Below are 22,613 nucleotides of genomic sequence, written 5' to 3'. Positions count from 1 at the left end.
GGGGTCTTTTTATTGCTGTAATGCTGCTTTTTTAATATTATCCTGCAGCTGGGCAATTCGTCTTGCGCCCTCTTCCCGGAGGCGTTTGTTTTCTTCTTCGATTTGTTTTGTTTCCTGCATGCCGCTGACAATCGTGTTCCAAGAGGATTCGATCGTTTCTATATCAATGCTCGGTCTGCCGGCCATTCTGGCAATTTCAACACTCTGATTCGAGATGTTCTCCGCATTGCGTTTCAGCATCTCGTTTGTCCGGCGGTCAAGCTCGCTCATAGAATCAGCCACAAGCTTTTGGCGTTTCACTGTAACGGCCTGAATAATGCCGTTTTTGAAAATCGGAATCGTGATAATAAAAGCAGAGTTGATCTTGCCGATCAGCTTAGCATTACCGCGCTGAAGGAGACGGATCTGCGGTGCGGTTTGAAGTGCCACCATTCGCGCCATATCAAGATCATACACGCGTTCCTCAAGCGCCTGAATGCCGTTGCGCAGCGTATCAAGCTGCATTTGCGCAAGCTGGTTTCCGCTTGCCGCTTTTTCTTCATAGGAAGGAAGGATTGACTGCATCTCTTCCAGCTTCATTTGTCCGGCAACAACGTATTTTTCAAGCTCCATGTAGTAGTTGATATTGTTTTCATACATTTCATCGAGCGTGTAGTTTGTTTTTGTCATCTCATCTTTATACTTGGAAATCTCAACGTTGATTTTTTCAATTTCTCCGCCAAGCGTCTGATACTTTTTAAAGATTTTCTCAATCATGCTGCCGCCGCGTTTGAAGATTTTGGCCATCAGTCCCTTTGGCTCGTCAAAATCATTTTTGTCAAAGCGGTCCATGATTTTTCCAAGCTGAGTCAGCATCGTGCCTGAATCTGTCACACTTGTTGTTTTCATCATCCCCAAGATGCGGTCAGAGAACTTGGAAATTTCAACAGCCGGCTCCTTTCCGTACTCCAGCAGCTCCATTTGGTTTTTCACGTCAATTTGCTGGGCGAGGCGCTGCACCTCTGGTTCCTGGCGGAGCTGCAGGCGGATATCGTCTGCCTTTTGCTGAGAAATTTCTTCGTTTTTATCGAGAACAAGCGGATTTTGATTTTCTGTTGTCATGCTTTTCTTCTCTCCTTACTTTTGGGTAATCGTTCTGAACAGCCTTTTCACGAGCGAGGGCTCTTTATAGTCCTGCTGAAACACCATGTCGTCCAGCCAGTGAATATCATACTGATCCTCTTCGATATAATGCTCAATGTCTTGATGTCCGGGAGGATTATAAATGACGATATCAATGCCGATTTCATTCAAAAACAGCAGGGCTGCGGCGTCTGATCGTGTGAGCTCACCGTTCATTTCCGTATGATACAGCACCAGTTTCGGAACGGTCTGCGCATAGTCGAACATTTGAATCAATTTCAGCAGGTTAGCGGGAAGGTTTGTTGTTTGTTTAAACAAGTAGATCTGAACATCCTTGACCTGTTCCTGATGCAATGCCTTCAGCCGCGGGTGTCTGCACATTCTCGAGATCGTTTTGGCGATCGCGGTCTGAATGCCTGCCGGAAGCTGTTTGTACTGCCATACATTGCTTGCGATCAGCTTCTCCGGATCAATGTTTCCTTCATGATCAAGCGCGTGGCTGTAATGAAATTGATAGTTTGATTTGATTTCTTCTGTAAACGGAAAGCTTCGAACCATCTCCGTTTCTGGATAGTCCGCCATTGTATGAAGTCTGTTCCAATATTCTTTATTGTCCTTCGACACGCCCATAATTTTGGCAAACACATTCGGAATGTCGATTGAATGTTTATCGGCTTTGAAATTCGGGCGAATAAACGCACGTTCTTTCACAATTAAAAACAATTCATCATAGGTCGTTTTCAGCGTCACGGAAACCGGTGTGTGATCTCTGAACTGCCAAGGCTTGTACAGCATGGATTCCTCGTGATTCAGCACATGCTCAAATTCCTTTGTCGATCGATACGCCACCGTTGATTTACGGTCAGGTTTTTCTTTCGGGAATGGCTGAAGGTCTGAGACATCCGGAAGCTTTTCCGTGAAGCTTAGCTCCTGCTTAGGATCAACGAGCGTCAGCTGATCGGTTCCCGCGGGATGAAACAATAGGACATCACAGCCGACAAGCATCAAGTAATATAAGAAATACAGCTGGCTTTTCGTCGCGTCTCCATACCAGACCACCTTCGGCATCTCCCGCTCTATATCGGCTTTTTCCAGCCAAGGATTCAGGTGGTTCAAGGAAAACTTTGAAACATCAAGAAGCACTCTGCGAAAATCAGGGTGATTCAGTCCCTGCTCATGATTTTCGGCAAAGGTATGTAACAGCGTCATCAGTGCTTTTCTTAAATGGCGGTGCAACATGGGATTGGAATGCTTCGCAATCAGCTGTTCCCCGTCCAGAAAGGCGACAAAGCGGCTGACCGAAAGGCCTTTTTCCTGCTGATTGATGGAATGAATATGCTGAAGCGCCTGAAAAGTTTCGGGTGCAATTGTTTTATCAAGCGTTTCGCTCAGGACATAAATATGATCGTTTACAGAAAGATCATACAGCTCGTTAAAGTAGTCGGTCTCATCAATGGGCGTGCCCAGTATTTGCCCGGCAAGCCGCGAAAAAGAAAGACCTTGTTCATTCTCATAGTGATCCCGCTCCGGCAATGGCTGAAACAGCATACTTTTCCAATCGCCATGAGCCGGAACAGCTTTATGGATGGTTAACTCTTCTTGTCTCATCATATCCTCCTTTCTGGTTTTTTTGTGTGTTTTATACGTGTTTTAATTTGGATATTTGCGATAAAACTAACGCTGTGATTTCTTCTCCCGCCAGCATGCCGCTTGCAGCCGTTTTGCGAAGTTTCGGATCGTGACTTAATACCTCGCCGTGCGCGGGTGCGATGCCAAAATCGGCTTCACGGATCAGTTCAAGATCAAGCAGAGAATCTCCAGCCGTATAAATTTCATCAAGAGTGAGCCTGGATTTCAGGTATTCGACCGCTTTCCACTTATTAAGCGGATTGGGAATAAAGTAAAGCTTTCGCCCCTGCAGGGATACTTGCCAGCCCTTATCGGCTCCCCACTTTTTCACAGCGGATATATCGATGTACGGTATTTTTTCCTCATGTAAAATGAGATACACAAAATAGTGATGGGCGATTCGGGTTCTTTTTACCGCATCTGATAACGAGAGACCTGCAATTTCCCTCAGCATGGCCTCGATCGGCAGACACGACGCCAGCTCCTCTTTCATCAGCTCGTCCCACTCTTTCAGAGGCTCGCCGCCTTTTAAGATGCACCCGCCATTTGTTGTCACCGCATATTCCGGCACAATGTCCTGCTGGAAACATAGGAGTCTCTTATACTGTTCGTTTGTACGCGTGGTGACGGGAATAAAATAGTGATCCTTCTGAATCTGATTTATATGTTCTTTTACGGCTGAGGAAATATAAGAAAGCTCCCGCCCATTTAATGTTTCAATCAGCTCAATCCCGGCCTCCTTATCGGGCGTGCCGATCATGCGCCTTGAATAAATTAATGTTCTGTCTAAATCGCTGGCAAACGCGTTCATAGGCTTTTCTCCGCCGGACGAATCAGCCCGCAGCAGCTGTAAGACATGTTCTCGTATTCTTCTACAGGTACTCCCCGATCCTTTGCCAGTAAAAGAATATGTTTCAGCGTTTCTTCAGCGCCAGGCTGAATTAGTATTTTCCAAGGCACTCTGCGAAGAAGCACACGGGTCGTTTCTCCGACTCCCGGTTTGATCAGGTTCGTATTGCTGATGCCAAATTGCTCTCGGATCGTCTCAATGGAAACCAAGCCGCTCCAATCCGGTTTCATACGTGCGCGCTGCAAGCCAATCGCCAGGCGTTCTGCTTCTTTAAGAATAGACGGAAATTGCTCGGCTATCGTTTCAATATAGAATACAGAAACATCCTCTTCGCTCAGCTCACGGTAATATTTCGCCCCGTGAAAATCATCCGGCCCGATCCATTTTTCATTTAAGACCGTGCGGCTGACAAGACCCGATACTGTAGAGTTCAAGCAGGCACTCGGAATCAGAAAATCCTCCTTCGTTCCGTAGATGTCCGCGCAATCACCCGGATCGGCAAGCACCGCAATTTCTGAGGAAAGTCTCGTATTCCAGCGCTGGTTAAACTGTTGGATGGATCGGTTCAGTTCTTTTGTAATAGCGCCTTTGCCTGTCCAGCCGTCGATAAAAGCGATCTTTCCGTCTGGATGATGCTTCAGCATATACTGCAAGGCGTTTTCATCAATTCCTCTGTCCCGAATAATCGATATGCTGTAGTGCGGAACTGAGATGTGATACTTCATTTTGATGTACCGTTTGATCAATACACCGATCGGCGTGCCCGCCCTTGCCAGGCTGCACAAAACCGTATCGTTGCCGTGTTTGGCGAAAAGCTGCTCCGCCACAGCTCCGGCCGCCAACGCAACCTTCTGTTTACTGTCATCAAGCGAGGCATAAAACAGTTTCATATACTCATCTGTCGGCTTATATTCGATCGGCAGCATCTCAGAGTAATGGGTGCCGCTTTGAATCGACCGTTCCCGTTCTTCCGTGCTTTTTTCAATCGAAACGGCGGACAAATCTTTTAATAGAAAGGTGACATCCTCCTTCGGATAGCTTCCAATCCGGTCAATTATCTCTGTCAATTCAGATCACGCCTTTCCTGAAAGGGTTACAATGTGGATATGCGGGACTTCTTTTTCTTTGAATATATGAAAAATCGGCTGTAACGCCTCATCCGAAACGGTCTTTTCAAGACAGAAAAAGACTTCGTCATACGCTCCGGCGGGGAGGTTATAGATAAAATGGCGAACCCCCTCATCTTCGGGATTCATAAATGAATATCCGTTCTGCACAGCATAGCCCTCTTTGGCAACAGGGTGAATCGGACTGCAGGTAGTAGAGTGATAAGAAATAGAGCCGTGAAGATTCGCTGCGATGTTCATAGGGATGTACATCAGCTCTCCCGTTCCGAGCACAAGCGTTCTTCTCCCCTTCCGATATTGTTCCACATGCTGCGCAGCTAGGCGGCAGGCCTCGTGAACGGCCTGCCTGTCACTCGCCTTTAAGCCAAATCGCCCTGTTTCTTTCACATAAAAATGCTCGTCTGCGAATGTGGCCGGCTGATAGGGTAAGGATGCAAAGAAGCCGGACAAGTCGATGTCTGTTCTGTTTATTGCTGATTCCTGCGGCTTCGGTTTGTAATCATAGGTAGACTCTGACAAAAGCTCTCCCTTAAAGGAAATGCGCCCAGACAGTAAAGCTGTTGTTGATATGGTAACCCCTAATTCCCGTTCCGCTTCAGCATAAGCTTGTTTGTGTTCCTCAGTCCGCCAATCCAATAAAGACAAAACAGCGTATTCTTTGCGGGGAAATTTCGATTGTATATCCCGAATGATATGCAATGCCGTTTTTCCTGTTGTGATTTCATCATCCACGAGAATCACAGGGCAATTGTTGTTGATCATATGAGGTTCCGCATAGCACAGCTGGTCGGTCGCATGGGAGTGCTCCTCGACAAATGTAATGGAAGGCTCATTGTTTCGTATTTGTTCACGTGTTGTATGGACATACAAGGCATTCTCAATGCAGTCATAAACCGCGTGTCCAAGTGCTGTCGCCGTTTCCGCAAACCCGATCACAAGCGGCGCCTCCTCTAGTGCCACGCGCTGCTTTTGCAATGTTCGATAAGCATTACGAAGGCCGCTGTCCGTTCCTGAAAGAAACCCGTTCAGAATGTCAGCCTTCTCCTTCAGCTCACGCCCCGTTTTTCGTTCAGCGTACTCCAAAGCAAGCAGCCCTGACGCCAAAAGCGGCTTCAGCGGATGAACTGGAATATGCTTTCCCAGCACTTTGCTGACAAATAAAAAACCCCTTTTTTTGTTTACACGCGCCGCCATTTCAAATAAGATTTGCTCCGGAATAGAAAGCGGATTGTCAGTGACCGACAGATCAACCGCCATATTGTCCAATATTTGAAGTGGTTTGCTGTTCGTTGAGCAAATCGGAGAAAGATCGGTTTTCATGATACACCCCATAGATTTCTGATTTTATTATGATGTTCTCAGCCCATTTCATATGGGGCTTCATTTCATTCATTTTGTTGGAAAAATGGCTTTTCATCACACCGATTGAACCGTTTCCGTGATGAATAATGCTTAAGGCATCCATATAGTCTTCCTTTGATACAACATACAGGCTGTTTACCGCTTTAAGCTGAGACGGGTGAATGACCGTTTTCCCGTGAATCCCGTTAGCGATATCAAGCTCTGTTTCCTTCACCAAACCTTTGACATGCTCATTCAGCTCAGCAGGCTGGTGTCCTGATAGAAGGTGAGGCTTTTGCGTTGCCTGGAAATATTCCCAGACCGGTCCAGAAACAACAAACGTCCGGCCGAAATAATTGATGACATCTGCCATAAAATCAGCAATCAGGCGAATATCATAGATGGTTTGCCCCGGCTTTCTCCGGATGCCGTATAACCCGCACAAATCAGTCGCACCGATTCGCACGTTTAAAATCAAGTCCTGATATTGATGCAGTACCGCACTCAGCTCTCCGAAAGCCTCTGTCCGCGTCTCTTTTGAAAGCAAATCGGGCGTTTCTAAAATCGGCATTCCATAAATCGGCGCTCTCCTATCGCGAGAGATGTTTTTCAGCGTTTCCGCATAGTCACGGGCGTTGACTCCTGAACATTTCGGAAACACAAAACCGGTTAACAAATGGAGAAGGTGCTTTAAGCGGCCGGCCAGCTCCTGCATCTGCTTCGGAGAACGCACCCTTACAAACATGAGCGGAAGATTTTCCGGTTCTATTTTGTTTTGCTGAATTGCCTGTTCTATACGCTCAAGCTGAATGTTAAGATTATGTTCAGCCTGCTCGACTTCATGATCCCCAATCGCATCCTCTAAGCAGAACACAACGGACGTAAGGTCCTCGTATTTTTGTTCAGTAATCATAGCGCCGATGTCGTGGCGGGTTGCAGGCATATATAATAGGGCTCCCAGCGCTTGTTCAAGCCACTTTTTCGGCGCCTCTTTCGTGACCTGTTTCGGCACTTGATAAAATACATGCTCTTCTTGACGCGCTGATAAATAGTGGAAATACCGCAAACCAGTCACCCTCTTTTCTGTAACAAAAAAGGAAGGACATGAAACTCCCTCCTTGTTTTGTTTTATTCTTCTTTTGACGCAGCTGTTTGTTCGCGCACCTGCTTTTGTTTGTTGATATAGTGAATGATAAATGTTACCGCAAATGCAGCGATAATGATAATGAAGAATACAGAATGCGGCATTTCATAATGGAAAGCGCTCCCTGCCATTTTCAGCGCGATAATTCCGATTAACACGAATGCTGTGTTTTCAAGCTCAGGGATTTTATCGATCAGCACAAGGAATACTTTTGCGACTGTACGCATCATTAAAATACCCAGCATACCGCCGATCAAAAGAACCCATACTTTTTCAGATACCGCAAACGCGGCTAAGATGCTGTCCACAGAAAAGGCAAGGTCCATCAGTTCAACTGAAATAACAGTTGCCCAGAAGATCCCGAATGTACGGACCATCCAAGAATTTTTCTTAATACCGTCTGCTTCCTCTTCTTTTTCTCCGATCCAAAAGTGCTTAATGACGAGCCAAGCCAGGTAAAGCGCGCCAAGCACCTTGATCCACCAGAATTTAATGAGAAGCATACCGAGTCCAATGAAAATAAATCGGAAAATATACGCTCCGAATAAACCATACGTTAACGCTTTTTTACGCTGTTTTTCCGGAAGGTGTTTCACCATTACCGCAAGAACTAACGCGTTATCGGCCGATAAAAGGCCTTCCAGCACAACAAGGGAACCGATCAGACCCCAAGAAACCGGATCAGTCAGAACTTCCCCCCACATTTCCCAATCGAAAAATGAAGCATACGTAGACATGATGTGATGTAAAAATTCCAAGTTTTTTCCTCCTATTAATTCAAAACGGTGACTGCTTTATTTGTCACTCGCTTACACCTGCAAACCGTAGTTCCGGCATAATGAAGCAAGGCCGCCGGAAAAACCGCTGCCGATCGCATTGAACTTCCACTCGTTTCCGTGTCTGTACAGCTCACATACGACAACGGCTGTTTCAATGGAGAAATCTTCCCCCAAATCGAAGCGAAGAAGCTCATTTTGAGTCTCTTCATCTGCAACGCGTACAAACGCGTTTGACACTTGTCCAAAGTTTTGGCTGCGTGCTTCCGCGTCATGAATGGTAACTGTGATGCCGATTTTCTCAATGTGAGCAGGGATTTTTGAAAAATCAACGATGATCTGCTCATCATCTCCGTCGCCTTCTCCGGTGCGGTTGTCACCCGTATGGATGACACCGCCGCTCGGATGCTCAAGGTTATTATAGAAGACGAAATCGAGATCATTCACGCAGTTATCATGCGCATCCACTAAAAAGGCTGAAGCATCCAGGTCAAAATCGTGTCCGCCTGAGTACTTATTTGTATCCCAGCCTAAACCGATCACCGCTTTTGTGAGTCCCGGATTTGTTTTCGTTAAATCCACACGCTGTCCTTTTGCTAATTGAATGGCCATACTGCCTCTCTCCTTTCTGCTCTTCGTAATATATCTTAACCGACTTGCAAGCCGTAATCTGTTGCGATGCGGGCAAGACCGCCTTGGTAGCCTGAGCCGATAGCGGAGAATTTCCATTCGCCGTTATGTCTGTAAAGCTCTCCAGCGATAATTGCCGTTTCAATAGAGAAATCTTCCGCAAGATCGTAACGAATAAGCTCTTCATTTGTTTCTTCATTGACAATGCGTACAAACGCATTTGACACTTGTCCAAAGTTTTGGCTGCGCGCTTCCGCTTCGTGAATCGTGATAACAAATGAGATTTTGTCGATATTGGCAGGTACGGCGCTGAGATTGACTTTTACATTCTCGTCATCACCCTCGCCAAGGCCTGTCAGGTTATCGCCTGAATGAACGACTGAACCGTTTCCGCCTTCAAGCTGGTTATAGAAAATAAAATCATTTTGAGATGCGCATTTTCCAGACGCATCTAAAAGAAACACACTTGAGTCAAGATCAAAGTCATGTCCGCCGTCATACTTATTCGTATCCCAGCCCAAACCGACAACAACCTTTGAAAGACCCGGATTCGTTTTTGTTAAATCTACTTTTTGTCCTTTTGCCAATGAAATTGCCATGTTTCATCCACTCCTTTTTCTTTTATACGTATCGGTTGACAATATCTTCTAATCTCGTATCGTTTGTGCCTTCGCCGACCGCCGCGAATTTCCACTCGCCGTCCTGGCGGTAGATTTCAGCCGTAATCAGGCTTGTTCTGCCGGCATAATTGTCTTTCAAGTTGTATTTGAGCATTTCTTCATGATTTGATTGATCAACAACACGGATAAAAGCATTTTGAATCATGCCGAAATCCTGTTTTCTTCTTACGCAATCATAAATATTCACAACAAATACAAGCTTATTAATGTTGGCAGGCACTTTCGCCAAATCAATTAAAATCTGCTCATCATCGCCCGCTCCGTCGCCTGTCAGGTTGTCACCTGTGTGCTTGACACTGCCGCAGCGGCTTTTCAGGTTTCCAAAATAAATGACATTTTTCTTATCAGTGAACTTGCCGTTTTCCAGCATCAGCACTGATGCGTCACAGTCAATATTTGGTCCGCCTCCGCCGAGCAGCTTTCCAAAAAAGCCGCCGCCTGATGAAACAGGGTCCCAGCCGAGACCGACCATCAATTTTGACAGGCCCGCTTTTCCTTTTGTTAAATCAATTCGCTGACCTTTTTCTAAAGAAATTGCCACACGATTCACTCCTAATCATCGAAATGTGAATATAGTCACATTTATTTTTACGTACAAACGTAACTTGAATGCCGTAAATTATTAATATATACGTTTTTTATTATATCAAAGTTTCGTAAAAGTTTAGAATAATTGACGAAAATCCTCGAAAAAAATCTCCCATATTTGATATATCTTTAGCAAATCATATGAATGACGGATCTTAAACAAACCATTTGACGTGAGCGAGTCATTTTGCCTATTCTTGTATCACATTCTAAAAAGCAACGGAAAGGAAGCGGCCTTTTGATTCATTTAAGCATACTTGATCAGGCACCTGTTTCTAAAGGAGAAAGCCCCGTGACAGCCCTTCAGCATTCGGTTGAGCTGGCCGGACGAAGTGAAGAGTGGGGCTATAAGCGTTATTGGTTTGCCGAACACCACAGCACGAAAGGACTGGCAAGCACGGCACCGGAAATTATGATCGCACGCATCGCGGCTCACACCAACAAGATTCGTGTCGGGTCTGGCGGTGTGCTTCTGCCTCAGTACAGCCCGTTTAAGGTGGCCGAAACCTTTCGCCAGCTTGAGGCCTTGTATCCGAACCGGATTGACCTCGGCCTCGGGCGTTCGCCGGGCGGAACGACGAAAACCCGGCTCGCATTAACTGACGGCATCAAAAAAAGCTTAACCGATTTTAACAGACAGCTTCAGGATGTTTCTTATTTTCTGACCGATTCGCTTCCCGCCGGGCATCCGTATGCCGGGATCAAAGCAGCGCCTCTTATTGATACAGTGCCGGAGCTTTGGGTGCTTGGATTGGGGGAAAACAGCGCAAGGCGAGCGGCCCATCAGGGAATCGGATATGTATTTGGACATTTTATCAACCCCGAACGAGGGGAAAGCGCGTTTCGCGTTTATCGTGAAAACTTTCAGCCATCAGCCCATTTCACATCTCCAGCCGCACTGTTTACGATCTTTGTCATTTGCGCAAAAACAGATGAAGAGGCAGAGGAGCTCGCGTTAAGCCAAGATTTGTGGCTTCTTCGCGTCGGGAAAGGCTTGGACAGCAGGGTGCCAAGCATTGAGGAAGCGAAAGCATACCACTATACCGAATCAGATAAAAACCAAATACGAGAAAACAGAAAACGCATGGTCATCGGTTCTCCAAGCACTGTAAAACAGCAGCTTCTAGAGCTGGCTGACCGCTATGAAACAAATGAAATGATGGTTCTTTGCAATGTGTTTGACTTCGAGGCGAAAAAAGAATCATATGAGCGTCTTGCAGAGTTATTTCTATAAAAAAAGCAGTTTTTCCTGAAGGAAAAACTGCTTTTTATTTTTACCTGCGTCCTTTTTTACGCTGGGTTTCTTTTTTGATAAACGTCCATATCCCTTGAACTGCAAACCCAATCAAGAGCAGAACAATTAACAGCAGAGTAATGGAAGGCCCTGGCGGTGTGCCGAGCTGATAAGATGATGTCAGTCCCATAAATACACTGAATAAGGAAATGAGGATGGCTGACATAAATACCATATTAAAGCCTTTGGCGATTCTAATGGCGAAAGCTGCCGGCAATACGAGCAGTGCCGATACGAGCAGTACGCCGATAATCGGAATAATAACTGAGATCGCAAGACCAGTGACAATACTGAATGACATCGACAGAATGTTTGTATTGATTCCGGACGTTTTGGCTGTTGCTTCATCAAATGTCAGCAGGTAGAGCGGCCTTTTTAATACGATAAAATAGAGCAGGATCAACAATGTAATGATGCCGATAATATAGACCTGCTGCTGGTTAACCGTCACGAGCGACCCGAATAAGTACTGGTCAATGCTCATAGTGGCAGCGCCTTTCGAAAGGCTGATTAAAAACATCGCGAAGGACAGACCCGCCGCCATTAAAATGGCAATCGATACTTCCGAGTATGTCCGATATGCCCGCCGCATGTATTCAATTCCGACCGCGCCGATGGTCACAACGACTATGCTCGCCGCGGTAATATTGGTGCTGAGGAAAAAGCCGATGGCCACACCCGACAGTGAAATATGCGAGAGTGTGTCAGCCATTAAGGCCTGCCTTCTAAGCACAAGGTATACCCCTAGAATCGGGGCCATGATGGCGATCATGCCGCCTGCTAGAAAAGCTCGTCGCATGAATTCCAAGTCAAACATTTCCATCCGCCTTTTTCTCCTCTCTCTAATCGAATCACTTTATCTAAAAACTGCTGTACTTCATTTTGTTCATGAGTGACCATCACAACTGTGCGATTGTGATTTTTCACCAAGTGGTGCATGAATTCGTAAAACCCTTTTCTGCTGTCATAATCAACCGCTGTGGTCGGTTCGTCCAGCATTAAGAGATCGGGATTGCTGGCAAGCATTCTGGCAATACAGATTTTCTGCTTCTGGCCGCCCGACAAGTCACCGATTTTCCGATGGCGAAGCTCCCACATTTCCACCATTTTCAGGGCTTTTTCTACTTCGATATGATCTTCTTCATTCAAACGTTTAAACCATTTCCCTTTTGTGTACCGGCCGGATTGGACAAGCTCAAGCACGGTGCTCGGAAAACCTGCATTAAATGAAGAAATTTGCTGCGGGACATACCCTATAGTCAGACGTTTGCCGTCTGCATTCTTTTTACTGATTGTTACTGTGCCTTCCCACGGTTTCAGCATGCCGAGCATCACTTTTATCAGCGTTGATTTAGAAGCGCCGTTTGGTCCTGTAATGCCGACAAACTCGCCGCTTTCAATATCAAGAGATACTTTATCCAACACAGGCGTGTGGGAATAGCCAAACACGATATCTTTCAATGAGACGAGATTCATGTCAATCTTCCTTTCTCACAAAGAAATAGTGTGCACCCTCCGGCGCACACTATCTTTTTATTTATCCAATAGTGAATCTTTCAGGGCATCGAGGTTTTGTTTCATGATGTCGATGTACCCTACACCTTTATCCTGTTCTTCTTTGCTTAAGCCTTCCAGCGTATTCAGCACTTCTGTTTTCGCGCCGATTTCACTGGCTAGCGTATCTGCAACCTTGGAGGATGCAACTTCTTCAAAATATATGATTTTCACGTCATGCTCTTTGGCATACGTTTTCAGTTTTGCTAGGTCAGCTGCACTCGGCTCTTGTTCAGGAGAAAGCCCCGCAATCGGAACCTGAGTCAGGCCGTATTCTTTTGCCAAATAGCCAAAAGCTGTGTGCTGTGTGATAAATTCTTTTTTCGCCGCTTTTTTTACGGTTGTACGATATAGTTTATCAAGATCCTGCAGTTTTGCAATATATTCTTTACTATTTTTCTCATAGTATTCTTTGTTATCCGGGTCTTGCTTCACGATTTGCGCAGTAATGTTTTCAACTTCCTTTTGCGCTAAAACAGGGCTGAGCCATACATGGGGGTCCATTTCATGGCTGTGTTCATGCTCTTCGTGATCTCCGTGTTCGTGTTCATGCTCATGTTCATGTTCTTCTTCAGAGCCCTCCATTAAATCAATGCCCTTGCTCGCATTTACGAAAACTGCATGATCTTGGCCCATGCTTTTTTCGGTTGAAGGAACCCAGGTTTCCATGTATTTGCTATTATAAACGAACAAATCTGCGTCCTGAATGCTTGCAATATCCTTCGGCGTCGGCTCCCAGTCGTGCGGTTCGACTGAAGATGGAATTAATAGATCCACATCGCCCTTATCTTTCACAATTTGTTTCGTAAATTCATACATCGGGTAGAACGTCGTGACAATGTGCAGTTTATCACTCTTTGAATCCGTTGACCCTTTTGTTGATGAGTTGCCGCATGCCGCGACCAATAAGAAGCACGCTGCAATCACAAACAAACCGCTCCATTTTTTAAACATAACGAATATCCCCTCTTTTTCACAATGACTTTAAATCAAAATGATAACGATTTTGCAATCCTATATAATAATAAACCGAAGTCATTACGTTTTGCAAGATTAATTTTATGTTAACGTTATGTTTTTATTATTTCCGTTTGCAGCGCAAATATATGTACTGAAAAACCCGGCAAACTGCGCCGGGTTGACTTCTTATTCTCTTTCATTCAAAAGATATACTCTGCTCTCGTAAGGCTGAAACACCATTTCATCAGCAATATCACTGTTTTTATAATTGCTGAGAAGAAGGGACGCCTGGTCCTTGCTGCAAAGCTCCGGCCAGTGGAATACAGCCTGCTCTTTTGAAAAATTATTTACCACCAAAAGCTGCTGGTTGCCATTCCCCCTAACGTATACAAACAGCTGCGGATCATCTGGGAGCAAGAGACCGTAGCTTCCTTTTATGAGATCTGCATATTGCTTTCTCAGGCTGATCACCTTTTTGTAATAGGCTAAAATGGAATCGGTATCTGCCTCCGCTTCCTCAGCATTGATGGATGTATAGTTCGGATTGACCTTCAGCCATGGCGTTCCATCCGTGAATCCGGCATTCTTCCCGCTGCTCCATTGCATCGGCGTCCGGGCATGATCCCGGCTTTTGGCCAAGATAGAAGCCATCACTTCTTCAGGATCATAGCCGTTTTCAAACACCCGTTTATGATACATATTGATCGTTTGGATATCTTTGTAGTCCTCAATTCTCATAAACGGCGCGTTTGTCATGCCGATTTCTTCTCCTTGATAAATATACGGCGTGCCTTTCATAAAATAAAGGACAGTGGCAAGCATTTTCGCGGACTCTTTGCGGTATCTCCCTTCATCTCCGAAACGGGAAACAATCCGCGGCTGGTCGTGGTTGCACCAAAACAGTGTATTCCAGCCTTTATGTTCAAGCGTCTTCTGCCACTTTGATAATACGGATTTTAAATCAGATAGCTCCAGGGGCTTCAGATCCCAATGTTCTTTTCCCGGCTGCTGGTCAAGCTCCATATGCTGAAAGTGAAAAATCATATTCAGTTCATGCTTATCAGTTCCCGTATACGTCAAGCCGTCCTCCGGTGTGACAGAGCCAACCTCGCCGACCGACATGACATCGTATTGTGAAAATACTTCATCTGTCATCTCTTTTAAATAGTCATGGATACGTTCGCCGTTCGGCTGGAAGGGTTTCGGTTCTGCGCGCTGATTGACGTAGTCCTCATATGAAGGAAGGAACTCTTTCTTTGAGATCAGATGAAGTTGGTCTATGCGCAAGCCGTCGACCCCTTTATCGAGCCAAAACTTCATCATGTCATATACGGCTTGGCGAACGTCAGGATTTTCCCAGTTTAAGTCAGCTTGTTTGAAGGCATTCATGTGCAAATAATATTCGCCAGTGTGCTCCTCATATTGCCAAACTGGACGCCCGTAGTCTGACACCCAGTCCGTTGGCGGGCCGTTTTTTGTGCCGGGGCGCCATAAGTAATAGCTGCGGTACTTGCTGTTTTTGTCCAGCTCCGCTTCTTTAAACCACGGATGCTCGACTGAAGTGTGGTTTAGGACAAAATCCATGACAAGCTTTAAGCCGCGCTGATGCACCTCGTCAAGCAGATCATGAAAATCCTCCATTGTGCCGTAAGAATCCATAATCGTCTTATGGTCAATTACATCATAACCGTAATCAACATTTGGAGAAGGATAGATGGGACATATCCAAATCACATCTGCCCCAAGCTCCTTTATGTAGTCCAGCCGGGAAATTATTCCCCGCAAATCCCCGATCCCATCTCCATTACTGTCCTGAAAACTTCTTGGATATATTTGATAAACGACTGCATCCTTCCACCAGTCTTTTTTCATCCCGCACTCCCCCTGTTTTTCTTTCTACTCGAGCTGAGACGGATAGAGTGTCATTCCGCCGTCCACAAACAGTGTTGTACCGGTCACATAACTCGCTTCTCCCGATACGAGCCAAGCCGCTGCAGCCGCCACTTCTTCCGGTTGTCCAAAGGCTCTCATCGGAATTTTTTTCAATTGCTTTTGTCTGTTTTCTTCTTTTTTCGTGTCGACGTTGGACTCTGTGGCGATGGTGCCCGGTGCTATTGCGTTGACGCGAATTCCCTTGTCTGCATAGTTAAGCGCCAGCGTTTCCGTCATCATCTTGATGCCGCCTTTAGAAGTTGAGTATTGAATATTGACTGGGCGCGGAATCTGCTGATGAACACTTGAGATATTGAGCACGTTTCCTTTGATATTGTTCTTCATCATGTGATTGAGCGCGGCTTTTGCCCCCATAAAGGTTCCCGTTACGTTTACATCAATGACTCTTTGCCAATCTTCAAGGCTCATCTCATGCGGCATGGCTTCTGCACCGTTGAAGCCTGAATTGTTCACCATTACATCAAGCGTGCCAAAGTGCTCCAAAGCGGCATCCATTAGCGCCTGAATCCCTTCTTCCTTTGACACATCCGCTTCGACTACGACGGCTTTTCCTCCGTTTTGCTTAATAATGTCCACTGTTTCATCGGCTCCTGACGGGTCGCTGTGATAATTCACAACCACATTCATTTTCTCCTGCCCAAAGCGTTCCGCAATGGCTCTCCCGATTCCTTTTGAAGAGCCTGTTACGATGGCTGTTTTCCCGATTAAATCTTTATACATAAATGATTTCCTCCTCTGATTTTCCTTTGTGTACTGGAAAATACCCTGTTTTCCCGGGTTGAAAACAGCATAAAAAAAGCAGAGAACCTTATCGGTTCTCTGCCATCTCTTATTGGAAGCGCTGCTCGGCAAGTGTCTTTTTTATGTCCATCAGCCTGCGGTAAAAGAAAGCGGCGGACTCATAATTTTGCTGCTGATTGAAGCGTTCTGCCGCGTCCTGCATCAGCTCTTCTGCATCAGCGAAAAGCTGGCGGGATTCCAAAAGGTCAAAGCATTCTTCGAGCACCTTCCTGTCGCCGCTGCCAAGATAAAGCTCATGAATAAGGCGGAATTTTGTTAAGTACATGTCATCCGCCCATTCTGCCGCGCTTGTAACCCCGTGTTGATACGTCTCTATTGCTTTGTCGTATTTTCCTTCTTTACAGTAGATATGTGTCAGTGAAAATACAGCTTGAACGGTCTGCTGAAATTTGTGCTTTTCAAAAATGGCGGCGGCCTTCTTAAAATAGCCCTCCGCTTCGCTAAGATCTCCCAAGCTGTACTTACAGTGGCCTACGTTATAATGAGCCGCAGCAATCATGTATGCTTCCTCAAGCTGACTGGCATAATCCAAAGCGCTGCACAGGTGCTTGAGTGCCTTTTCGTGATGATAGACATCCGTCAAATTTCCGGCAATGATAAATTCACACTGCACGCGGCGGCGGCCGTACAGTTCGTATTTCGTATAGATATCAAGCGCCTGGCTTGCATAATTCATCGAAAAATACGTTTGTTTGATGTGATAGTACACTTCTGCGACCTTAAAAAGAAATTCAGCTTTTTCAATCTCATCTTCCACATACTCCAGCTTTTCCTCGGCATGCTTATAATGATCAATGGCTAAAATGAAATTTTTCTGCTTAAATTCGTACATCCCTCTGAAATAGTAAAAATAATATTCTAATAAGCCCGTCAGTTTTTGCTGATTGCTTTCAATTTCATTCAGCATGTCAGAGAACGGAGGCTCGGTGTCGCTGTCTTTCACCGGCATCAGCTTGTCCAGCATGATCCGATGCCGAAATTCCATCAAAGAAAAATATAATAGTAAATCCTGATTTTCTTCCATGTCTTCTAATTCGTACTCGATCTCCTGCTTTAATGCTTCTGCTTGATCTGCTTCAAACGCACGAATGTGTTTATACCATTCGTTTAGTTTTACCGCCACTTCTTCAGATGGAATCTTTGCTCTCAATGATCTGCCTCCTTCCTCCTGCTACTATTTATGTTATATTTTATCATAGCTAGTCTCTTTTAGAGAGAGTCAATGGCTTAAAACATAACATTCAGCAACTCATGAGAAAGTGAGAACGGTATGAAATTAATAGCAAAAACATCTTTCATCTTATGCCTCCTGTTTGTGGCGGACCTTTGTTTTTCATATGTGCGGCACGCATGGCACTCTCAAACCGCTCTGCAGGACAGGCCTGTTCCTTCCGCTCTTGATCCGATTGTGAAGCAGAATGCCGACACCCTCAAGGCTGCCGCATCAAATAAAGGCATCTCGATCGTGATTACTGAAGGATTCAGATCCTTTAAGGAACAAGACAAATTATATAAGCAAGGACGCACAAAAAAAGGGAATATTGTCACCTACGCAAAAGGAGGGGAATCGTATCATAATTATGGTTTGGCGATTGATTTCGCTCTTCAGAAAAAGGATGGCAGCATCTTATGGGATATGGATTACGACGGCAATCAAAACGGGAAATCAGATTGGCTGGAGGTCGTCACCATCGCTAAAAAACTCGGATTTGAGTGGGGCGGGGATTGGGAACGGTTCAAGGATTATCCCCACTTGCAAATGATACCTGACTAGACACCCTCACAGCCTCTTCTTTTTTCTTTTATGCGCGTCAATATATGGAGGATAAATCGGCTTATACACAAGCTTATAATGCTGATGGCTGCCTGCTGAAAAATCAGGCTGCCACTCCAGCCTCACATCAAACGCAGATAAAAATGCTTCTCTCGCTTCGTCGGCTGAAACATCCGGTTTATGGTTGATTGTTTCTAATAGCTCTGGGTCTATATCCGGAGCCATAAAAGCGTCAATTTTTCCGGTTTCCGGGTTGACGATGATGCGGGCAGCACCGAACCGCAGCGGTATTCCTTTATACCAGACAGAAAAGTGATTGCGAACCCTGCCTCTTTCATCGATTCGGATTGGGTTCACTCTGAAAAACTCATCTGCTCTTGGATAGAGCGCGTACAAAAACTGAAGCGCTGTCTCTTGGCATTCTTCCGTTGAGTAATGGCCGGAAACTTGATGTTCCATGAAGGAAATAGCTGCTTTTAATTTCCCTGTTTTTTTATCAGTCTTCATTTTGATTGTATTTTTATTTCTCGTTGCAAAATAGCTTCCTATGCTTAAATCCTTCCGCTCGGGTGCAGTGCCTTTGCGCCAAGTGCTTCCAAGTTCATCTCCGAAGTCCCTTTCACCGACTTTTTTCATATCAGAAGTAAGTCCCAGCATTTCATATATATCGGTTTCTTCTTTTTTTTCAAGCGGCGGGAGAGGCGCCCCGTTTTCCGTTCTTTCATCCGATATGTGCTGGTCAGGCACAATTTCGTCTACATCCGCTGGATAGTTGTAACCCGGCAAAATCGGTTCATAGACGAGTCTGGGCAATTGTTCATCATCAATGACGTCATACATAAGCCGTAAAGACATTGTATTGACGTAATGGGAAATGACCTTCTCTTTCTCTACGAATTCCTTTGGGATGTCGGCTTTGTTCCCTTCTCCGTAATATAAAAAATGGACAATCTGTCCGCTGCGTGTGATATCTATTAAAAATCCTGAATTGGGGAGCGAGAGGCCCAGCTGTTTTTTTGTATAAACAAACCGGATGTGATGCCCTCGTTCTTCCTTGGCTTGAAAATGAAATTTCATAAATGTGGCCGGATGGTGGGCTGCGGCAAACTGAAGAGCTGTCAGCTTCAGCTCGGCATCTGGGAGCTTTTTGTCCTGCTCGAGGCCGGCGGCTGTTGAAAATGTGAGCAAAGCGCCGTCGCTCGCGAGTTCTACGATAATTTGCTTTTCCGGATCTTCAGGGTCCTTCCAAATGAAGTATGCATGCCCCTTCTTCTTTTGTTTTTGAGCATAATCTTCTATCTCAAGCTCATAGTGCGGCGGTACATTTCCGATCTCTTGCGCCTTCTTTTTCAGCTGTTTGTTTACCAATGAAGTCATCCTTTCAAAGAGTCTACGACAAAGAGAACCTTGTTTATTATATAAAAAGACCCTTCTTCTTTTAAAGTGAAGAAAGGTCCTTTTCTATTAAGGAAACTGGATTTCCACATTCTCTCTATTACTTTTTTCATGCATCAGCCAGTACACACGCCGAAAATGTGTGACTTTTGGCTGTTTTACAATGCACTTATGACAGCCTCACCAGTATGGGCATCAATCAATCTCGGATATACCGGCTTGTAGACGAGACGATAGCTGTTTTCTTCATCTTCTCCGTATTCTCTCTCCCAGCCAAGCTCCACTTTAAAATAGCGCCAAAAGATAGACTTGGCTTGTTCCGGTGAAATGGATGGAACTGGGTCAACAGCTTTGAGCACTTCAGGGTCAATGTCCGGTCCCATATAAACGGTAATGCGCCCAGTCTGGCGGCTGACGCAGATTCTGACCTGCCCAAACCGAAGCGGAACTCCGTTACAGTGCACGTCAAACGTAAAGCCGGCTGACGAACCTTCTTCACCTTGTTTATCGTATTTGATCTTAAAATATTGATCAGCATTCGGGAATAACGCGAACAGAAAACGAATGGCGATTTTTTCGCACTCTTCCTCGCTTACGGTATTCGGCCCTTTTTCGTCTATAAACGACATAACACCTTCGAGTTTTCCAGTTTCTTTGTTATGGGTGGTTTTCAGCACTTGGTGAACCCGTCCTCTAAACCAGCTATCCATGCTTTTATCCGCCGGTTGATACACAGGAACATCCGGATTCCGCCAGACGATCCCGATTCTTCCATTTCCTATATCTGCTTCCCTTACTTTTACCAGTCCGCTGTTCAAGCCGACCATGCTGCCAGGGTCTGCATTTTCGTGAATGTCTTCGAATAAGGGAAGGGGAAAGCTTTCTGACTCCACGTAATCATCATCACATATTTCTTTCTCTTCACTTACATCTGCAGGTACAGCAATGCCCGCCTTTTCAAACTCATACACCAAATGCGGCTGATCGTCTCCGTTTTTGTAGACAGAGCGATGAAGGATCTCAAATAGGAGAGTGACATCTATATCTTTCTTGAAATAAGCCATTGCTTCTTTTTCATCTGCGACCTGTTCCGGCTTGATTATATTGCACGCTTTCCCGTAATACCGAAAATACACCACCTCCCCTGATAAGGAGACATCAGCCATAAAACCGCTCATAGGAAGCGGCAGTCCGTCTTCCATTTGAACATATGAAAACCTTACTTTGTCATCAAATGCCTCATCATTTTCTTCACGGACAAACGCAGACGGAGCTTCAGGATAATGAGAGTTCACGAACTGAATCAAGATATCCTCTATTTGGTCTTCGGACAGCTTCTCACTGCTTTCAGGCTCAACATCTCGAGAAAGCCCTTCCAGCTGTCCGTCCGGTCCAAGCTCTACGATGATCCCTTTGTGTTCATCCTGCGGATCTATCCAGCAAAAATACGACCTTTTCCGTTCATCACCATAATCTTCAATTTCCAGCTTTAAGTGTGTCGGCACACGGCCGATTTCCAGTGCTTTTTGTTTCAATTCCTCTTTTTTCACCAAGGCGGCCCCCTTCTTCGTTCGAATGTCACCCTTCGACTGATCACAAAGTAATAGTCTAATATACACAAATTTCTGTGTTTTCCAGTTTTACCAGAACATTTTTCACCAAAAATAGTATGATGAACCTATTCAATATAAAAGCTAATAATCTTAAAATTAATTCCGTTGCAACTTTTTATAGGTCATCAATCGCAAAGAAGGACGGAGTTTCCAGAAATATGGGTAAAACCATGAGAAAAGAACCGATTTTTTTGGCTGCATCATGTCAATCCATTCAAAAAGATTCAATTCTCAAAGACAAAAGACTCCCCTTTCCCAAAACCATTTGAGGAGGAAAAATGAATGTTTCAGAAAAAAACGTACGCTGTTTTCCTTGTTCTCCTGCTGATGCTGTTTACAGCTGCTTGTTCCGGAAGTAAAACAAGCGCGGAGAAGAAAAGTTCAGAAACAGAAAAAAGCGCAGATATAGCTCAAGTTAAGATCAAAGATGTCTCTTATACACTTCCGTCTCAGTATGATAAGTCAACTTCAGATGATCAGCTCGTGTTAAAGGTAAATGTCGCTGTGAAAAACACAGGGAAAGATCCGCTTAATGTAGACCATATGGATTTCACTTTGTATCAAGGTGATACCAAAATGTCTGACACAGATCCTGAAGACTATAACGAAAAGCTGCAGGGCAGCACGATTAACGCTGACAAATCGGTTGAAGGAAATCTTTTCTTCGTTGTAGATAAAGGCGAAAAATACGAGCTGAATTACACGCCGGAATCTTACGGTGATAAGAAGCCAAAATCAGTTACATTCAATATTGACGGAAAAGACAAAAAAATCCTTGCGACAGCAGATCAGCTCCAAGACTCTGCGAAAGCTTTATCGGCATATATAGATGTCCTTCTTTTCGGTAAAGATAACAAAGATTTCGAAAAAATCACCGGCGCGAACAAAAATGAAATTGTGAACGACTTTAACGAGTCAGCAAAAGACGGCTACCTCTCAGCTTCAGGCCTTTCAAGCACATATGCGGACAGCAAAGCGCTTGATAATATCGTGAACGGCATTAAAGCAGGATTAAGCAAAAACTCATCGATTCAAGCGAAAACAACTTCCATCTCAAAAGATGAAGCCATTGTAGAAGCTACAATTAAACCAGTCGACGCTTCTTCTCTCTCAGACCGCATCGAGGACAGAATGAAAGACTACTACAGCAAGAATTCAGGTGCGAGCTATGAAGATGCTGTAAAATATGCGCTTCAAGTCTATCCAGAAGAGTTCAAAAAGCTTGGCCCGGCTTCAAGTGAAAAAACGGTTGAAGTGAAAATGAAGAAAAATGACATCGACCAGTGGCAGCTTGATATGGACGATTACAGAGCAGCAGAATTAGTTGAAGCATTCATTAAAGAATAAACATCAAAAGGAAATAGCCCCAGGGCTATTTCCTT

Annotated in this window: 21 protein-coding genes; 3 read left to right on the top strand and 18 right to left on the bottom strand. The window is 44.9% G+C overall.

All coding sequences use genetic code 11. The features are described from left to right. Positions 1 to 9: 9 nt before the first annotated feature. The 10 genes from NST56_RS01715 to NST56_RS01670 all read right to left on the bottom strand — a co-directional run bounded on the left by NST56_RS01715 (position 10) and on the right by NST56_RS01670 (position 9,840). A complete protein-coding gene (locus NST56_RS01715) occupies positions 10 to 1,101 on the bottom strand; it encodes a toxic anion resistance protein (protein WP_010332934.1) in 1,092 nt (363 codons plus the stop codon). Between the two features lie 15 nt (positions 1,102 to 1,116). Further along, a complete protein-coding gene (locus NST56_RS01710; protein WP_339182035.1) occupies positions 1,117 to 2,730 on the bottom strand; it encodes a YceG family protein in 1,614 nt (537 codons plus the stop codon). A 31-nt stretch (positions 2,731 to 2,761) separates the two neighbouring features. After that, positions 2,762 to 3,562, bottom strand: coding sequence for an HAD family hydrolase (locus tag NST56_RS01705; protein WP_339179512.1), 801 nt, complete (start codon positions 3,560 to 3,562; stop codon positions 2,762 to 2,764). Beyond that, a complete protein-coding gene (locus tag NST56_RS01700; RefSeq protein WP_339179510.1) occupies positions 3,559 to 4,668 on the bottom strand; it encodes a cysteine protease StiP family protein in 1,110 nt (369 codons plus the stop codon). Before NST56_RS01700 ends, NST56_RS01705 begins: the two co-directional genes overlap by 4 nt. Before the next feature lie 6 nt (positions 4,669 to 4,674). Then, entirely contained in the window at positions 4,675 to 5,985 is a 1,311-nt protein-coding gene (locus tag NST56_RS01695; protein WP_339182032.1) for a phosphoribosyltransferase family protein, read from the bottom strand. Next, complete coding sequence (locus NST56_RS01690) at positions 5,975 to 7,135, bottom strand: HpcH/HpaI aldolase/citrate lyase family protein (RefSeq protein ID WP_168746873.1); 1,161 nt, start codon at positions 7,133 to 7,135, stop codon at positions 5,975 to 5,977. The genes NST56_RS01695 and NST56_RS01690 overlap by 11 nt, the downstream gene beginning before the upstream one ends. Positions 7,136 to 7,197: 62 nt before the next feature. Further along, entirely contained in the window at positions 7,198 to 7,971 is a 774-nt protein-coding gene (locus NST56_RS01685; RefSeq protein WP_010332928.1) for a TerC family protein, read from the bottom strand. A gap of 51 nt (positions 7,972 to 8,022) precedes the next feature. Then, complete coding sequence (locus NST56_RS01680; protein ID WP_010332927.1) at positions 8,023 to 8,601, bottom strand: TerD family protein; 579 nt, start codon at positions 8,599 to 8,601, stop codon at positions 8,023 to 8,025. 35 nt (positions 8,602 to 8,636) lie between these two features. Next, on the bottom strand, positions 8,637 to 9,218 hold the full coding sequence (locus tag NST56_RS01675) for a TerD family protein (protein ID WP_010332926.1): 582 nt from the start codon (positions 9,216 to 9,218) through the stop codon (positions 8,637 to 8,639). A gap of 22 nt (positions 9,219 to 9,240) precedes the next feature. Beyond that, positions 9,241 to 9,840, bottom strand: coding sequence for a TerD family protein (locus NST56_RS01670; RefSeq protein WP_010332925.1), 600 nt, complete (start codon positions 9,838 to 9,840; stop codon positions 9,241 to 9,243). A 285-nt stretch (positions 9,841 to 10,125) separates the two neighbouring features. Between NST56_RS01670 and NST56_RS01665 the strand changes: the two genes are divergently transcribed. After that, complete coding sequence (locus NST56_RS01665) at positions 10,126 to 11,121, top strand: LLM class flavin-dependent oxidoreductase (protein WP_010332924.1); 996 nt, start codon at positions 10,126 to 10,128, stop codon at positions 11,119 to 11,121. A 40-nt stretch (positions 11,122 to 11,161) separates the two neighbouring features. Here NST56_RS01665 and znuB read toward each other — a convergent pair whose 3' ends face one another. From znuB to NST56_RS01635, 6 genes are all read right to left on the bottom strand, one after another. Then, entirely contained in the window at positions 11,162 to 12,004 is an 843-nt protein-coding gene (gene znuB, locus NST56_RS01660) for a zinc ABC transporter permease ZnuB (RefSeq protein WP_229149659.1), read from the bottom strand. Continuing rightward, positions 11,962 to 12,657 carry a zinc ABC transporter ATP-binding protein ZnuC gene (znuC, locus tag NST56_RS01655; protein WP_010332922.1) on the bottom strand — a complete coding sequence of 232 codons (696 nt, stop codon included), beginning with the start codon at positions 12,655 to 12,657 and terminating at the stop codon, positions 11,962 to 11,964. The genes znuB and znuC overlap by 43 nt, the downstream gene beginning before the upstream one ends. 57 nt (positions 12,658 to 12,714) lie before the next feature. After that, the gene (locus NST56_RS01650) at positions 12,715 to 13,689 is read right to left on the bottom strand and encodes a metal ABC transporter substrate-binding protein (protein ID WP_168746872.1); all 975 of its coding nucleotides are present in this window, start codon (positions 13,687 to 13,689) and stop codon (positions 12,715 to 12,717) included. Positions 13,690 to 13,881: 192 nt separating this feature from the next. Continuing rightward, positions 13,882 to 15,567, bottom strand: coding sequence for an alpha-glucosidase (locus NST56_RS01645; RefSeq protein WP_339179503.1), 1,686 nt, complete (start codon positions 15,565 to 15,567; stop codon positions 13,882 to 13,884). A 24-nt stretch (positions 15,568 to 15,591) separates the two neighbouring features. Next, a complete protein-coding gene (locus NST56_RS01640; protein ID WP_268506241.1) occupies positions 15,592 to 16,368 on the bottom strand; it encodes an SDR family oxidoreductase in 777 nt (258 codons plus the stop codon). Between the two features lie 109 nt (positions 16,369 to 16,477). Continuing rightward, on the bottom strand, positions 16,478 to 17,599 hold the full coding sequence (locus NST56_RS01635) for a Rap family tetratricopeptide repeat protein (RefSeq protein WP_010332918.1): 1,122 nt from the start codon (positions 17,597 to 17,599) through the stop codon (positions 16,478 to 16,480). 120 nt (positions 17,600 to 17,719) lie between these two features. Between NST56_RS01635 and NST56_RS01630 the strand changes: the two genes are divergently transcribed. After that, complete coding sequence (locus NST56_RS01630) at positions 17,720 to 18,223, top strand: M15 family metallopeptidase (protein ID WP_339179498.1); 504 nt, start codon at positions 17,720 to 17,722, stop codon at positions 18,221 to 18,223. Between the two features lie 6 nt (positions 18,224 to 18,229). On the opposite strand, the gene NST56_RS01625 is transcribed toward NST56_RS01630, so the two are convergent. Together NST56_RS01625 and NST56_RS01620 are read right to left on the bottom strand one after the other, a co-directional pair. Beyond that, positions 18,230 to 19,591, bottom strand: coding sequence for a YcdB/YcdC domain-containing protein (locus NST56_RS01625; RefSeq protein WP_268444209.1), 1,362 nt, complete (start codon positions 19,589 to 19,591; stop codon positions 18,230 to 18,232). A gap of 185 nt (positions 19,592 to 19,776) precedes the next feature. Continuing rightward, positions 19,777 to 21,195, bottom strand: a complete 1,419-nt coding sequence (locus tag NST56_RS01620; RefSeq protein ID WP_339182029.1) for a YcdB/YcdC domain-containing protein — start codon at positions 21,193 to 21,195, stop codon at positions 19,777 to 19,779. Between the two features lie 318 nt (positions 21,196 to 21,513). Here NST56_RS01620 and NST56_RS01615 point away from each other — a divergent pair, with 318 nt between their 5' ends. After that, the gene (locus NST56_RS01615; RefSeq protein ID WP_268444206.1) at positions 21,514 to 22,578 is read left to right on the top strand and encodes a DUF4352 domain-containing protein; all 1,065 of its coding nucleotides are present in this window, start codon (positions 21,514 to 21,516) and stop codon (positions 22,576 to 22,578) included. The last annotated feature ends 35 nt before the right edge of the window (positions 22,579 to 22,613 follow it).

The organism is Bacillus sp. FSL R5-0560 (genome assembly GCF_037966305.1).
Taxonomy (GTDB): domain Bacteria; phylum Bacillota; class Bacilli; order Bacillales; family Bacillaceae; genus Bacillus; species Bacillus mojavensis.
Note: the sequence above shows the minus strand (reverse complement) of the source record. Positions and strands in the feature narration are given on the sequence as shown.